This is a genomic window from Pseudomonas sp. yb_2 (assembly GCF_043103905.1).
Taxonomy (GTDB): Bacteria; Pseudomonadota; Gammaproteobacteria; order Pseudomonadales; family Pseudomonadaceae; genus Aquipseudomonas; species Aquipseudomonas alloputida.
In genome coordinates, this window is the sequence record NZ_JBICKH010000046.1 from 1 (window position 1) to 14,618 (window position 14,618).

General features: G+C 61.2%; 17 protein-coding genes. 6 read left to right on the forward strand and 11 right to left on the reverse strand.

Annotated elements, in window-relative coordinates; all coding sequences use genetic code 11:
* Window positions 1-73: 73 nt before the first annotated feature.
* Window positions 74-685 carry a ribonuclease T gene (gene rnt, locus ACF8FB_RS11145; RefSeq protein ID WP_010952252.1) on the reverse strand — a complete coding sequence of 204 codons (612 nt, stop codon included), beginning with the start codon at window positions 683-685 and terminating at the stop codon, window positions 74-76.
* Window positions 686-744: 59 nt separating this feature from the next.
* Window positions 745-1,791: a dihydroorotase gene (gene pyrC, locus ACF8FB_RS11150; RefSeq protein WP_392509800.1), complete on the reverse strand. Its 1,047-nt coding sequence runs from the start codon at window positions 1,789-1,791 to the stop codon at window positions 745-747.
* A 130-nt stretch (window positions 1,792-1,921) separates the two neighbouring features.
* Here pyrC and ACF8FB_RS11155 point away from each other — a divergent pair, with 130 nt between their 5' ends.
* Both ACF8FB_RS11155 and ACF8FB_RS11160 read left to right on the forward strand, forming a co-directional pair.
* Entirely contained in the window at window positions 1,922-2,863 is a 942-nt protein-coding gene (locus ACF8FB_RS11155) for an OmpA family protein (protein ID WP_392511345.1), read from the forward strand.
* Window positions 2,864-3,233: 370 nt separating this feature from the next.
* Window positions 3,234-4,451 (forward strand): argininosuccinate synthase, encoded by a 1,218-nt coding sequence (locus tag ACF8FB_RS11160; protein ID WP_003254941.1) that lies wholly within the window; start codon window positions 3,234-3,236, stop codon window positions 4,449-4,451.
* 67 nt (window positions 4,452-4,518) lie between these two features.
* Here the strand turns inward: ACF8FB_RS11160 and ACF8FB_RS11165 are convergent, their stop codons facing one another.
* The gene (locus tag ACF8FB_RS11165; RefSeq protein WP_010952255.1) at window positions 4,519-5,001 is read right to left on the reverse strand and encodes a hypothetical protein; all 483 of its coding nucleotides are present in this window, start codon (window positions 4,999-5,001) and stop codon (window positions 4,519-4,521) included.
* 367 nt (window positions 5,002-5,368) lie between these two features.
* Here ACF8FB_RS11165 and ACF8FB_RS11170 point away from each other — a divergent pair, with 367 nt between their 5' ends.
* A complete protein-coding gene (locus tag ACF8FB_RS11170; RefSeq protein WP_003254939.1) occupies window positions 5,369-5,992 on the forward strand; it encodes a response regulator transcription factor in 624 nt (207 codons plus the stop codon).
* 70 nt (window positions 5,993-6,062) lie between these two features.
* Here ACF8FB_RS11170 and ACF8FB_RS11175 read toward each other — a convergent pair whose 3' ends face one another.
* The 7 genes from ACF8FB_RS11175 to metG form a co-directional block, all read right to left on the reverse strand.
* Window positions 6,063-6,239, reverse strand: a complete 177-nt coding sequence (locus ACF8FB_RS11175; RefSeq protein ID WP_010952256.1) for a PA3496 family putative envelope integrity protein — start codon at window positions 6,237-6,239, stop codon at window positions 6,063-6,065.
* Window positions 6,240-6,343: 104 nt separating this feature from the next.
* Window positions 6,344-6,982: an endonuclease III gene (gene nth, locus ACF8FB_RS11180; protein ID WP_392511346.1), complete on the reverse strand. Its 639-nt coding sequence runs from the start codon at window positions 6,980-6,982 to the stop codon at window positions 6,344-6,346.
* 4 nt (window positions 6,983-6,986) lie between these two features.
* On the reverse strand, window positions 6,987-7,511 hold the full coding sequence (locus ACF8FB_RS11185; RefSeq protein WP_049588516.1) for a hypothetical protein: 525 nt from the start codon (window positions 7,509-7,511) through the stop codon (window positions 6,987-6,989).
* Window positions 7,504-8,106 (reverse strand): RnfABCDGE type electron transport complex subunit G, encoded by a 603-nt coding sequence (locus ACF8FB_RS11190; protein WP_392509803.1) that lies wholly within the window; start codon window positions 8,104-8,106, stop codon window positions 7,504-7,506. Before ACF8FB_RS11190 ends, ACF8FB_RS11185 begins: the two co-directional genes overlap by 8 nt.
* Window positions 8,103-9,074: an RnfABCDGE type electron transport complex subunit D gene (locus tag ACF8FB_RS11195; RefSeq protein ID WP_392509804.1), complete on the reverse strand. Its 972-nt coding sequence runs from the start codon at window positions 9,072-9,074 to the stop codon at window positions 8,103-8,105. The genes ACF8FB_RS11190 and ACF8FB_RS11195 overlap by 4 nt, the downstream gene beginning before the upstream one ends.
* A complete protein-coding gene (locus ACF8FB_RS11200) occupies window positions 9,071-9,619 on the reverse strand; it encodes an Rnf-Nqr domain containing protein (protein WP_010952261.1) in 549 nt (182 codons plus the stop codon). The genes ACF8FB_RS11195 and ACF8FB_RS11200 overlap by 4 nt, the downstream gene beginning before the upstream one ends.
* Window positions 9,620-9,726: 107 nt before the next feature.
* Window positions 9,727-11,766 (reverse strand): methionine--tRNA ligase, encoded by a 2,040-nt coding sequence (gene metG, locus ACF8FB_RS11205; protein WP_392509805.1) that lies wholly within the window; start codon window positions 11,764-11,766, stop codon window positions 9,727-9,729.
* Window positions 11,767-11,924: 158 nt separating this feature from the next.
* Between metG and apbC the strand changes: the two genes are divergently transcribed.
* Window positions 11,925-13,019: an iron-sulfur cluster carrier protein ApbC gene (gene apbC / locus ACF8FB_RS11210; RefSeq protein ID WP_230064918.1), complete on the forward strand. Its 1,095-nt coding sequence runs from the start codon at window positions 11,925-11,927 to the stop codon at window positions 13,017-13,019.
* A gap of 167 nt (window positions 13,020-13,186) precedes the next feature.
* Here apbC and ACF8FB_RS11215 read toward each other — a convergent pair whose 3' ends face one another.
* On the reverse strand, window positions 13,187-13,396 hold the full coding sequence (locus ACF8FB_RS11215) for a cold-shock protein (RefSeq protein ID WP_003254922.1): 210 nt from the start codon (window positions 13,394-13,396) through the stop codon (window positions 13,187-13,189).
* Window positions 13,397-13,723: 327 nt separating this feature from the next.
* Here ACF8FB_RS11215 and dcd point away from each other — a divergent pair, with 327 nt between their 5' ends.
* The gene (gene dcd, locus ACF8FB_RS11220) at window positions 13,724-14,290 is read left to right on the forward strand and encodes a dCTP deaminase (protein ID WP_003254920.1); all 567 of its coding nucleotides are present in this window, start codon (window positions 13,724-13,726) and stop codon (window positions 14,288-14,290) included.
* Window positions 14,291-14,384: 94 nt separating this feature from the next.
* Entirely contained in the window at window positions 14,385-14,612 is a 228-nt protein-coding gene (locus ACF8FB_RS11225) for a hypothetical protein (protein WP_003254918.1), read from the forward strand.
* The last annotated feature ends 6 nt before the right edge of the window (window positions 14,613-14,618 follow it).

Genomic DNA, 14,618 nt, shown 5'->3' on the forward strand with positions numbered 1-14,618 from the left:
CTTCGTGGCCGGTTTTTTTATGCCTTCCTGTGCCGGCCTCTTCGCGGGCGCGCCCGCGAATGCCTTTAGCAGATCAATCGTTGAAATCGCGCCAGCCGCCCATTTCTTTCCAGCGGTTGACGATGCCGCAGAACAGCTCAGCGGTTTTCTCGGTGTCATAACGTGCCGAGTGCGCCTCACGCCCGTCGAAATCGATGTCAGCGCTCTGGCAGGCTCGTGCCAGCACGGTCTGGCCATACGCCAGGCCCGCCAGGGTGGCGGTGTCGAAGCTGGAGAAGGGGTGGAACGGGTTGCGCTTCAGGTCATTGCGCGCCACTGCTGCATTGAGGAAACCCAGGTCGAAGCTGCTGTTGTGGCCGACCAGAATCGCCCGCTTGCAGCCGTTGGCCTTGAGTGCCTTGCGCACGCCGCGGAAGATGTCGGTCATCGCGCTTTCCTCGCTGACCGCCATGCGCAGCGGGTGGTCCAGCTTGATGCCGGTAAACTCAAGTGCGGCCGGCTCGATGTTGGCGCCCTCGAACGGCTCCACGCGGTGGAAGTAGGTATGTTCGGGGAACAGGAAGCCTTTCTCGTCCATGCCAATGGTGACGGCGGCAATTTCCAGCAATGCATCGGTAGCGCTGTTGAAACCACCGGTTTCAACATCCACCACGACCGGCAGATAGCCGCGGAAGCGCTCGGCCATCGGGTGGCGAGGACCGCTGCTGCCTTGGGTGTCCAGGTCGTCTTCGTAAAGGTCTTCGCTCACGCGTTTTTCTCCAGCAGGCGCCAGCGCAGTTTTTCGCCAGCGCGCAGCGGGACTACGGTTTGCTCGCCAAATGGCAGGCTTTCCGGAGCGGTCCATTCTTCGCGGACCAGGGTAATGGTGTCGGTGTTCGCCGGCAGGCCATAGAAGGCCGGGCCGTGCAGGCTGGCGAAGCCTTCCAGCTTGTCCAGCGCGTTACGCTGCTCGAACGCTTCGGCGTACATCTCGATCGCCGCATAAGCGGTGTAGCAACCCGCGCAACCGCAGGCTGCTTCCTTGGCGTGACGGGCATGAGGTGCCGAGTCGGTGCCGAGGAAGAACTTCGGATTGCCGCTGGTGGCTGCGTCCAGCAAGGCCACCTGGTGGGTGTTGCGCTTGAGGATCGGCAGGCAGTAGAAGTGCGGGCGAATGCCGCCGACCAGCATGTGGTTGCGGTTGTACAGCAGGTGCTGGGCGGTGATGGTCGCACCGACGTTGGCCGGGGCCTCGGTGACGAACTGCGCGGCATCACTGGTGGTGATGTGTTCGAACACCACTTTCAGCGTCGGGAAGCGCTCGACCACACGGCGCATGTGCTCGTCGATGAAGCGCTTCTCGCGGTCGAACACGTCGATCTCGCTGCGGGTCACTTCGCCATGCACCAGCAGCGGCATGCCCACTTCCGCCAGTGCCTCTATAGCCGGGAAGATGTTGTCGATGCTGGTCACGCCGGAATCGGAGTTGGTGGTGGCGCCGGCCGGGTACAACTTGGCGGCGTACACGAAACCGCTGGCCTTGGCCGCGCGGATGTCCTCGGGGCTGGTGCGGTCGGTGAGGTACAGCACCATCAGCGGCTCGAAGCGGCTGCCGGCCGGGCGGGCAGCCAGAATGCGCTCACGGTAGGCGCCGGCCTCGGTGGCATTGCGCACGGGCGGCACGAGGTTGGGCATGATGATGGCACGGGCGAAGGTACGCGCCACGTCGCCAACGGTGTGGGGCAGGACGGCACCATCGCGCAGATGGATGTGCCAGTCGTCGGGGCGCAGGAGGGTCAGGCGATCGGACATTGGGGATTCCAGGCGGGTCGAACTCAAGCCCCAATCCTACCGGAAAACCCCGGGGCGAGCACGGCTATCAAGTTTTCCGGGCAGCGTCCGATAGCCTGCTGGTAAGCCGTCAGAATTTGTGGAGCCGCCCGTGCGCCAGCGTTATCTAGCCCTGTTGACCCTGTTCGCCAGCCTGCCGGCCGGCGCACTGACTTTCCAGACGCGCATGGAGAACATTGCCTGGAAGGTCGAGGGTGACCAGTTCGAGTGTCGTCTGAGCCAGCCGATCGAAGGTTTCGGCAGCGGTACGTTCGTGCGTCGGGCAGGCGAGCAGCCGGTGTTTCAGCTGCGGTCGGACAGCAACGCACTGGGTGCCGGCACCGCCAGCCTGCTGGCTGCGGCAGCGCCGTGGCAACCTGGGCGTGGCGATATCAACCTGGGCAATGTGCGTATGGCCCGCAGTGGCGTGCTGTTCAGCTCCTCCCAAGGGCAGGCCAGCCGGCTGATCAACGGCTTGCTCGACGGGCGTAGCACCGTCGTGCGCAACTACACCGGTGAGGCGGGCAGGCCGATGGAGGTGCGAGTGCTGCCGGTCAGCTTCGCCAAAGCCTACAATGACTATCAGGTCTGTGCTGGCAAACTGTTGCCGATGAACTACGACCAGGTGCGCCAGACCCAGGTGGGTTTCCCCGGGGGCGGTATCGAGCTGGATGCAGCAGCCAAGGCGCGGCTGGACGTGATCCTCGATTACATGAAAGCCGACCCGACGGTGAATCATGTCGAGCTCAATGGGCATTCCGACAACAGTGGCAACCGCCTGGCCAACCGCGACCTGTCGCGCCGTCGGGCATTGGCCGTTGCCGATTACTTCAAGGCTAACGGTGTGCCGGAGGAGCAGATCACTGTGCGCTTCCATGGCGAACGTTATCCGCTCGCGAAGAACAACAGTGCGTCGAATCGGGCGCGTAATCGGCGGGTGAATATCGAGCTGGATCGGGTGGCGGTGGTTGAGAAACCGGTGGAAAAGCCGGTTGAGCAAGCGGCGCCGGCTGTTGCACCTGCCTCGGGCGTCCCGGGGGCGAAGGCGCCCTGAGATCTGGTCGGTGCATGTCATGGGCTCGCATCAAGGCCGCCAGGGGTTCGTCACAACATTTTCAGCGCCTGTGAGATCGAGCGCAGAATGTTTCGAGGCGGACACCTGAGGCGCTCGATCTCACAGGCGCAGAATGTCTTGAGGTGGACACCTGGCGGCGCTCGATCTCACAGGCGCTGAACTCCTCAAGGCATGCACGCTGCGGCGCGACGCCCCTCCAAGGTCCTCATGCCACATCCCTTAACCTACCGCCCGTCGCCCCTACGAAAGTTCCTGTCGCTTTGTCGTCAGAAGCTGTCGCCCCACTGTAAATTTATCCGCAACGCCGGTAGAATCGATCCCTTTCCGTACAACCCCGTGGAGTGATGGCATGGCGGACGTAAAAAAGGTCGTACTGGCGTATTCCGGCGGCCTTGATACTTCGGTGATTCTCAAGTGGCTGCAGGATACCTACAACTGCGAAGTGGTGACCTTCACCGCTGACCTGGGGCAGGGCGAAGAGGTCGAACCGGCCCGTGCCAAGGCCCAGGCAATGGGCGTTAAAGAGATCTACATCGACGACCTGCGCGAAGAATTCGTGCGTGATTTCGTGTTCCCGATGTTCCGCGCCAACACCGTCTACGAAGGCGAGTACCTGCTGGGTACTTCCATCGCCCGTCCGCTGATCGCCAAGCGCCTGATCGAAATCGCCAACGAAACCGGCGCTGACGCCATTTCCCATGGCGCCACCGGCAAGGGTAACGACCAGGTGCGCTTCGAGCTGGGTGCCTATGCCCTGAAGCCAGGCGTCAAGGTCATCGCTCCATGGCGCGAGTGGGACCTGCTGTCCCGCGAAAAGCTGATGGACTACGCCGAGAAGCACGGCATCCCGATCGAGCGCCACGGCAAGAAGAAGTCGCCGTACTCGATGGACGCCAACCTGCTGCACATCTCCTACGAGGGCGGTGTCCTGGAAGATACCTGGACCGAGCACGAAGAAGACATGTGGCGCTGGAGTGTCTCGCCTGAGAATGCCCCGGACCAGGCTACCTACATCGAGCTGACCTACCGCAATGGTGACATCGTTGCCATCGACGGCGTCGAGAAATCCCCGGCCACCGTCCTGGCAGACCTGAACCGTATCGGTGGTGCCAACGGCATCGGCCGTCTGGACATCGTCGAAAACCGTTACGTCGGCATGAAGTCGCGCGGTTGCTACGAAACGCCTGGCGGTACCATCATGCTCAAGGCACACCGTGCCATCGAGTCGATCACCCTGGACCGCGAAGTCGCTCACCTGAAAGATGAGCTGATGCCAAAGTATGCCAGCCTGATCTACACCGGCTACTGGTGGAGCCCGGAGCGTCTGATGCTGCAACAGATGATCGATGCTTCGCAGGTCAACGTGAATGGTGTGGTGCGCCTGAAACTGTACAAGGGCAACGTGACCGTGGTTGGCCGCAAGTCGGACGATTCGCTGTTCGATGCCAACATCGCCACCTTTGAAGAAGATGGTGGTGCCTACAACCAGGCAGATGCTGCTGGCTTCATCAAGCTCAATGCACTGCGTATGCGCATTGCCGCCAACAAGGGCCGTTCGCTGCTCTGATTGCTGGCGTGTGCGAAAACCCCGGCTCGGTCCGGGGTTTTTTTATGCCCGCGCAAAGGCGGGTCGTTCAACTTCGGTGGCTCACATCATCGCCCTCGAGTGCGCTGATCGAAAGCTGCGCACATTGACGTCTGTCCAGATTACAAAAGCGCCAGACGCGCGCTGGCTCGGGCGGTTGGGCAAGTGCGTGCAAGAGTTGTTGTTCCATCATGCGACAGGCGTCGGGGCCGGAGAACATGAAAGTGACAGGTTCGCCCTGTACCGCCTCGGGGGCATCATTGGCAATTGCGGGTGTGGCCACACTGCTCAGTGCTGGCGTGTTGTCGTGTGCTGCGTTGTTGGGAAGCGGGCTATAGAACGACTTGTAATTGAAGTTGAGTGTCAGAAAAAACAGTGCCGTCAGAAAGAATGGAAAGCCTACCAGGAACCAGGTGTAGAGCCTTTGGCTGGACTCGCCGAGAAATGGCAGTGTGGCAAGGGCGGAGGCTTCGATGATCCCCGCGAAGATGGCAATGATCGTCAGCGGGGCGACAGGTTGTGCTTGGGTCATATAGGCCGTCTCCAGCGGTTTTGTCCATCTTTACCTTACTGCTGTACTCAACTAAAGGCTGGATTGTTTCCCGGGGGAGGAATGATCGTCAGAGAACCTCGTTGTGCTGCTTTTTCGACGTGTTTGAGTCGGAAGTTTTCCTTTGCTGAAGATCAGTATTCAACTGGTACGTTTATGTCGATGGGTGGTACCGTTTTTTCGGTAATAAGTAATTTGTTTGTTACAACCATAGTCATTGTGTGTAGGAAGTTTCTGTAAGTTCTGTAGGCTTTTTCTGTCCATGGCTTTCGCTGGTAAATCGCCGCGCCAGCAAGCGTCCTGTCGGTTATCGTGGCGTGCCAAAGCAACAACAATGTATGGATATCGCATGAATAAAGTGCTTATCGTGGATGATCATCCGGTCATACGCCTGGCCGTACGCATGCTGATGGAGCGGCATGGGTATGACGTTGTGGCGGAGACTGACAATGGGGTGGCTGCGTTGCAGCTGACACGGCAACATCTGCCGGATATTGTGGTGCTGGATATCGGTATCCCGAAACTGGATGGCCTGGAGGTGATCGCCCGCATGGCGACATTCAGCCCGGGTAGCAAGGTACTGGTGCTGACGTCACAGGCCCCCGGCAACTTTTCGATGCGCTGCATGCAGGCAGGGGCGGCGGGTTACGTGTGCAAGCAGCAGGAGCTTACCGAACTGCTCAGCGCTATCAAGGCTGTGTTGTCGGGTTACAGCTACTTCCCCAACCAGGCCTTGCATGCGTCACGTGGCAGGGGGGCGGGCAGCGAGACGGATATGGTGAATCGCCTGTCTGCGCGAGAAATGACGGTGCTGCAACAACTGGCGCGAGGGCGTTCGAACAAGGAGATTGCCGACAGCATGTACCTCAGTAACAAGACGGTCAGTACCTACAAGTCACGGCTGCTGCTCAAGCTCAATGCACGGTCATTGGTTGACCTGATCGAGCTGGCGCAACGGCAAGGTCTGAACTGATCGCCAAGCCTTGAAGCCTCCAGCCAGGAGGCTTTGCCAGGGCTATCGGTCCATGACTACGGGACCCGCACTACAGGTCGTAATCGAAATCGGCCAACTGCTTCTGCAGGCGCCGTTCTTCCAGCATGTTGTCGATGGTGCGACGTTTGCTCAGGTTGGTCTTTGCGATTTCAACCTGTGGCTCCGCGTCATCGTCTGCGGCAACAAAATCATCATCGATCGACAGGTCGTCTTTATCGGTACTCATGAGTCGCTCCAAGCCAAGGGGCCATTGGCCGTCCTTATAACCAGAAAGCAGACGCTGGTAAAAAAGATTTTTTCAATCGATGTGAGTGGTTTTTGGCTATCGGCTCAATCGTCGGAGGTTTTGTGCTTGTACTCGCACAAATCTTCGATCCTGCAGCTGCCGCACCTTGGCTTGCGCGCCTGGCACACGTAGCGCCCGTGCAGGATCAGCCAGTGGTGGGCGTCGAGCAGGTAGTCCTTGGGTACAAACTTGAGCAGTTTCTTTTCCACTTCCAGCACCGTTTTGCCTGGCGCGATGCCTGTGCGGTTACTCACCCGGAAGATATGGGTATCCACGGCCATGGCCGGTTGGCGAAACGCCGTGTTTAGCACCACGTTGGCGGTTTTGCGGCCGACGCCGGGTAGCGCCTCCAGCGCTTCGCGGGTTTGCGGTACCTGGCTGTCGTGGCGCTCGATCAGTAGCCGACACGTTTCTATGACATTCTTGGCCTTGCTGTTGTAAAGCCCGATGGTCTTGATGTATTCGCTGAGGCCTTTAACGCCCAGGGCATAGATGGCCTCGGGGGTGTTGGCGACGGGGAACAGGCGGGCAGTAGCCTTGTTGACGCCGACGTCGGTGGATTGCGCGGACAGTGTCACGGCGACCAGCAGTTCAAACGGGGTCGTGTAGGCCAGTTCGGTCTTTGGGTCGGGGTTGTCTTCGTGCAGCCTGCGAAAAATCTCCAGGCGTTTGGCGGCATTCATGAAATCAGGGCTTTCCTTGACGAGGTGGGTGGGCAGGGTCTGGAAGCAGGCGATTGTACAAGGCCAACAGCAGACCCAGCAGCAGTAGCGCACCGGGTGCGAGGCTGGCCAGGTGCAGCTCGGCATGGTCAGCCAGCCATTGGCGGCTGGCGCCCAGCAGCAGGCAAATGGCAAAGACAGCGCCGAGGTGCCTTGCGAGCAGGCGCCAGCGGCGTTGGTCAGGTAGCAGGTGGTCACTGGCCAGGCATTGCAGGCACAACAATGCGGGATAGTGGCCCAGGGCAATGGCCAGTGGTAGCAGCCAGGCCCGCAGGGCCAACTGCAGGCAACTGGCCAAGGCTGCCAGCAGCAACAGGCTAGCCAGTACATAGGCCCAGCTGGCCATGTGTTTACGCAGTGGCGCCAGCAACAGTTGGTGCAGGCACCCCATAAGTACTGCGCACAGGCCGATGGCCGCGCCTTCAGCCAGCGTTCGGGTGGCACCCAGCAGTGGCGCCAGGCTCATGGCCAGCAGGCAGAACCTATTCATGGGTGGCGCCCTCCAGCAATACACTACGCTGCTCGTCGAAATAGCTCAGCGCATCCTGCAATGCGGCGATCACCGCTCGCGAGGTCACGGTTGCGCCGGCCAATTGGTCAAAGTCACCCTGGTCCCGCTTCAGCGCCCAGTGATCGCCATGATCGCGGTTGTTGAACTGACTCAGCCAGTGCAATCGCGGATCCCCCAGGCGATCGCCCAGCCCGGGGCTTTCCTGTTGTTCGACAACCTGGCTGCCGATCAGCCGGCCGTCCGTGGTGATGGCGACGCTCAGCACGATCGGCCCGGCATACCCCTGGGCCTGTGTGATCAGGATAATGGCGCTTGGCTTACCTGCCATAGTGGCACGGTAAGCCGCCAGGATACGGCTATTGGGCCTCTGTGCGGCGGGCCTTGGCAGCGGGCTTTCCAGGGGCTGGTTGTCATAGCTACCGTCGGGCAGCACGGCCAGCCGCTGGCGGCTTTGCAGCTGCTTTTCAGCGCCGGCGATGGCCGGACCGGTCCACTGCCGCCAGGCCAGGGTGGCTGACACTGCCAATACTCCAGTCAGCAGCAACAGGCCCACATCCCGAACCCCGCGCTTCATCGGGCTGCCTGCTGACGCTGCGCAGCCATGCGCTCGAGTGCCGGTGCGAAAAGGTTCATCAGCAGGACGGCGAACGCGGTGCCATCCGGATAGCTGCCCCAGGTACGAATCAGGTAGATGAGCACCCCTGTTCCCACGCCGAAGCACAGCTTGGCCCAGTCGTCTCTGGGGCCGGACACTGGCTCGGTCGCAATGAAGAAGGCTGCCAGCATGGTCGAGCCGGAAAACAGGTGCAGCAAAGGCGAGCCATTGGAGTCCGACCCCGAACCGTTCCAGCCCAACAAGCTGAATACCAATAGCCCTGCCAGCAAACCTGCCGGTGCATGCCAACTGATCACCTTGCGCTGTAACAAGAACAGGCCACCAAGCAGGAATGCCAGGTTGACCCATTCGCTGCCTGCCCCGCCAATGTTGCCAAAGCCCGGATGGCTGGCGAACAGCTCGTCGATGGTCAGGCTGCGGTTGTGGCGCAAGCCGTCGAGCAATGTCGGTCGGGCCCAGGCATCGATCTGTCCGCCCCCAGCGAACACCTGCTGCACGCTGTCGAGCAGGCCTGGGGCCTGCCCAGGCCAATGGTTCATCTGCAACGGGAAGCTGAGCAGCACGAAGGCATAGCCCACCATGGCTGGATTGAACAGATTTCGCCCGACCCCACCGTAGGCCTGCTTGCCGATACCGATCGCGACACTTGCCGCGATGACCGGCAGCCACCATGGCGCCAAGGTGGGCAGGGCGGCCGCCAGCAGTACGGCGGTCACCAGTGCGCTGCCGTCGTTTAGCGCCTGGCTCAGCGATTGGCTGCGCAGTGCCAGCAGCAATGCCTCGCACAGCAGCGCGGCACTGGCGCACAGCAACAGGTTCAGCATCATGCCCCAGCCATGCAGCCACAACAGCGCCAGCAGCCCAGGCGTGCAGGCGAGCAAGACCAGGCCCATGCTGGTGCGTAGGCGCGGATCGGGACTGCTCATTGGCCAAACATTCCGTTGAAACCGGAAAACGCCATAGCCATCACCCCGGCACCGATCAATTCGATGGGCAGGCCGCGCAGCACGTTGGGGATATCGGCGTGGGCGCTGCGCTGGCGCAGGTCGGCGAACACCATCAGCGCCAGCCAGAAGCCGCCACCCGTCAGCAAGCCTTTGAGCAGCATGGTTGGCCAGGTGGTGCCGTCGCTTGTCTGCTGCAGGGCAAGCCCAAGCGCTGCTGCATTGCTCAACAGCAGCGCTGGCAACCCCACTACAGGCCAGGCCGGGCGCCACTTGGCCAAAAGCCAGGGCAGTCCCCAGGCGAGCAAGGCCAGCCAGGGCAATAGCAGAAACAGGGCAAGATCGTGGATGTGCAACGGGGCAAGTACCGCGTGCACCAGCAGCTGCGCGCCGATTACGCCCAGGGCGATGCACAGGGCGCAGGCCAGGCCGTGCACCTGCAGTTGCAGCCCGGAGAGTGGCTGTCGGAGCAGGCACAGGTGATTGATCAGTGCGGCGCTGATCAGGACCAGGATGTAGTCATTCATGAAGATGACGATAGCCGGGAATCGGGGCGATTGTCCGGGTTTGGCATGAAGGGGCCTGCGTAATTGTGGGAGCGGGCAGACCGCTCCCACAATGGCCCGCAGGGCGGTTACTTGATGCGCTGGCCTGGCTTGGCGCCGCTGTCCGGGCTCAGCAGGTAGATTTCTTCACCGCCAGGGCCGGCAGCCATGACCATGCCTTCGGACACGCCAAAGCGCATCTTCCGGGGTTTGAGGTTGGCTACCATCATGGTCAGGCGGCCTTCCAGCTTGGACGGGTCTGGGTAGGCTGACTTGATGCCGGAGAACACGTTGCGGCGCTCGTCACCAATGTCCAGGGTCAGTTGCAGCAACTTGTCGGCACCCGCCACGGCTTCAGCCTTGACGATCAGCGCCACACGCAGGTCGACGGCAGCGAAGGTATCGAACTCGATCTCTGCCGACAGCGGGTCCTTGGCCAGCTCGCCATTGCCCGCCGGGGCCTTGGCTTCGGCAGCCAGCAGGTCTTCCTTGCTGGCAGCGACCATGGCTTCGACCTTGGCCGGCTCGATACGGCTCATCAGGGCCTTGAACGGATTAAGCGGGTGGTTTTCCAGGCGTGTCAGGTGGTCGTTCCAGGTCAGCGGGGCCACGTTGAGGAAAGCCTCGGCGTCAGCGGCCAGCACCGGCAGTACCGGTTTGAGGAAGATCACCAACTGGCGGAACAGGTTGATGCCTTGGGCGCAAATGGCCTGGACTTCATCCTGCCTGCCTTCCTGTTTGGCCAGTGACCACGGTGCCTTGTCGGCGATCCAGGCGTTGGCGCGGTCGGCCAGTGCCATGATTTCGCGCATGGCGCGGCCAAAATCACGGGCCTCATAGGCTTCGGCGATGGAAGGTGCGGCAGCCAGGAAGGCTTCGGTCAGCTCAGGCGCGGCATCACCGCCTACCATCACACCTTCGTTGCCCTTGTGGATGAAACCGGCGCAGCGGCTGGCAATGTTGACGACCTTGCCGACCAGGTCGGAGTTGACCTTCTGCACGAAGTCTTCCAGGTTCAGGTCCAGGTCGTCGACGCCACGGCCCAGCTTGGCCGCATAGTAATAACGCAGGTATTCCGGCTGCAGGTGGTCCAGGTAGGTGCGGGCCTTGATGAAGGTGCCGCGCGACTTGGACATCTTGGCGCCGTTGACCGTCAGGTAGCCGTGCACGTTGACCGCGGTCGGCTTGCGGAAGCCGGCGCCTTCGAGCATGGCTGGCCAGAACAGGGCGTGGAAGTTGACGATGTCCTTGCCGATGAAGTGGTACAGCTCGGCCTTGGAGCCTTCGTTCCAGAAGGCGTCGAAGTCCAGCTCCGGGCGGCGTGCGCAGAGGTTCTTGAAGCTGGCCATGTAGCCGATTGGTGCATCCAGCCATACGTAGAAGTATTTGCCAGGCTCGCCCGGGATCTCGAAGCCGAAGTACGGCGCGTCGCGGGAGATATCCCACTCCTGCAGGCCGGAGTCCAGCCATTCCGCCAGCTTGTTGGCTACCGCGTCCTGCAGGGTGCCGCTTCGGGTCCACTGCTGCAGCATGGCCTGGAAGTCTGGCAGCTTGAAGAAGAAATGCTGGGAATCACGCAGTACCGGGGTGGCACCGGAGATCGCCGACTTGGGGTTCTTCAGCTCGGTGGGTGCGTAGGTGGCGCCGCATTTTTCGCAGTTGTCGCCGTACTGGTCTTCGGCCGCGCACTTCGGGCAGGTGCCCTTGATGAAGCGGTCGGCGAGGAACATGCCTTTTTCCGGGTCGAAGTACTGGGTCACCGAACGGGTGGCGATGTGCCCGGCTTCACGCAGGCGCGAGTAGATCAGGCTCGACAGCTCGCGGTTCTCGTCGCTGTGGGTGGAGTGGAAATTGTCGAAGTCCACCAGGAAGTCGGCGAAATCGCTGCTGTGCTCGGCCTGGACGTTGGCGATCAGCTGTTCCGGGGTGATGCCTTCCTTTTCGGCGCGCAGCATGATGGCCGAACCGTGGGCGTCATCGGCGCAGACATAGATGCACTGGTTGCCGCGCAGCTTCTGGAAGCGCACCCACATGTCCGTCTGGATGTACTCCAGCATATGGCCGAGATGGATCGATCCATTGGCATAGGGCAGGGCGCTGGTGACGAGAATCTGGCGTGGCTCGGACATGGTGGCTCGGCTACTTATCTGGCTACGGGGTAAAAATGAGGATGATCGGCCACTATAAAGGGCTGGCGAAGATATTTCACCCCGCAAGCGCATCTGCTGACGATTGACGGGTTAGGATAGGCGGCTGTTTTACATTCAGTTTGCCAATGGGAGTCTCCATGAGTGCCGTCACCCGTGCCGCCGTTGAAGGCGTGCTTCGCCAGTACACCGACCCCTACCTGAACCAGGACCCGGTCAGCGCCGGCTGCGTGCGCGCCATCGATATCCAGGGCGGGCAGGTCAGCGTGCAGTTGCAGTTGGGTTATGCCGCAGGGCTGTTCAAGAACGGCTGGGCCCAGGTGCTGCAGACCGCCATTGGCAGCCTCGAGGGGGTCACTGGCGCCCAGGTTTCGATCGATTGCGTGGTGGCCGCGCACAAGGCCCAGGCCCAGGTGCCATCCATGGCCAACGTCAAGAACATCATCGCCGTGGCCTCGGGCAAGGGCGGTGTGGGCAAATCGACCACCGCTGCCAACCTGGCCTTGGCCCTCGCACGCGAAGGCGCACGGGTAGGTATTCTCGATGCCGATATCTACGGCCCCAGTCAGGGGGTGATGTTCGGCATCGCCGAGGGCACCCGTCCACAGATTCGCGAGCAGAAGTGGTTTGTGCCGATCAAGGCCCACGGCGTGGAAGTCATGTCCATGGCCTTCCTCACCGACGACAACACGCCGATGGTATGGCGTGGCCCAATGGTGTCTGGCGCGCTGCTGCAACTGGTCACCCAGACCGCCTGGGATGACCTGGATTACCTGGTGATCGATATGCCACCGGGTACCGGTGACATCCAGCTGACCCTGGCACAAAAGGTACCGGTGGTCGGTTCGGTGATCGTCACCACGCCGCAGGACCTGGCGCTGCTGGATGCCAAGAAGGGCGTGGAAATGTTCCGCAAGGTCAACATTCCGGTGCTGGGCGTGGTCGAGAACATGGCCGTGCATATCTGCTCGAATTGCGGCCATGCCGAACACCTGTTCGGTGAGGGTGGCGGCGAGAAGCTGGCCAGCCAGTATGGCGTCGACCTGCTGGCGTCGCTGCCGTTGTCGATGCTGATACGTGAGCAGGCCGACAGCGGCAAGCCCACGGCGATCGCCGAGCCGGAAAGCCAGATTGCCATGGTTTACCAGGAGCTTGCCCGCCAGGTAGGCGCGCGGATCGTGCTGCAGGAAGCTGCGGCGCCGGCAATGCCCAGCATTACCATCAGCGAAGACTGACCTGCCATACCGAGTTTGCCCGCACACAGCGACTGCGCCGTACTTGAAGCCTGTGCAGTCCCTGTGGGAGCGGGCGAGCCCGCGAAGAGGCCAGCGCCTATTTCGAGCAGGCATAAAAAAACCCGCCAGAAGGCGGGTTTTTTTGAAAGCTAGGAAGCTAGATCGACTTAGGCGATCTGAACTTCTTCAGCCTGCATGCCTTTCTGGCCGCGGGTAGCGACGAAAGTAACAGCCTGGCCTTCTTTCAGGGTTTTGAAGCCGTCAGCTTGGATGGCTTTGAAGTGCACGAACAGGTCGTCGCCCGACTGAGGGGTGATGAAGCCGTAGCCTTTCTCATCGTTGAACCACTTAACAACACCGGATTGACGGTTGGACATTTTTCTGTCTCCTTGGACAATTTGATAACGGTCAGGAAAAACCCTGCCCGGGACTGAGCGCAAAGAGAGCAGAAAATTCAGCGATGGGCCGATCAGGATCGTGCATCAAACTAGAGATTCTCGGTGTCACGTGCAGCACAGTGGCAACACCTTACCCCACTTTCCGCAACCTGCCAATGGTCAGAAGACGCTTTAGGCAAATTCGGATCGGCGGCGGCTGCAGCCCCCACCCGGCGCGGGATGAGGGATGGAACTTTAACCTGGGCGCCGGGACCGGTAATATGCGCGTCACGATTTTCACCTCGCAACTCTTCAGGACACCCCGCCATGAGCATCAAATCGGACAAGTGGATTCGCCGCATGGCGCAGGAACACGGCATGATCGAGCCGTTCGTCGAGCGCCAGGTGCGCGGCGAGCAGGACAACCGCGTGATCTCCTTCGGCGTCTCCAGCTATGGTTACGACGTACGCTGCGCCGACGAATTCAAGGTGTTCACCAACATCAACTCGGCCACCGTCGACCCGAAAAATTTCGATGCTGGCAGCTTCGTCGATATCAAGAGCGACGTGTGCATCATCCCGCCAAACTCTTTCGCCCTGGCGCGCACTGTCGAATATTTCCGCATTCCCCGTGACGTGCTGACCATTTGCCTGGGCAAGAGCACCTACGCCCGTTGCGGCATCATCGTCAACGTCACGCCGCTCGAGCCCGAGTGGGAAGGCCACGTGACGTTGGAGTTCTCCAACACCACCACGCTGCCGGCAAAGATCTACGCCAACGAAGGCGTGGCGCAGATGCTGTTCTTGCAGTCCGACGAAGAGTGCGAAGTGTCGTACAAGGACCGTGGCGGCAAATACCAGGGCCAACGCGGCGTCACCCTGCCGCGTACCTGAGCCGACAAGCGCGGGGAATTACCCGCGCCTTTGGCACTCCAACGAAGTAACGCCGGTGTGCATGATGTGCATCGGCTTTCGTCAGGAGCAGCCAATGAAACTCCATCCCGCAATCAGTGCCAAGCTGGCAGGCCTGCAGCCCAATCACGTTGGGTTGTTGCCCTGGTCACTGCTGGCGCACCCGCTGCCCATGCAGGCGGGGGGCGTGCCCCATCAGCCTGACCCCGATACCCCGCAACCGCCGGAACCCGGTGAGACGCCTCCCATGGAGCCGGGTGAGCCGACCTTGCCGGACGAGCCGCCTCCCGCCCCTGTGGCCTGAGCGTCG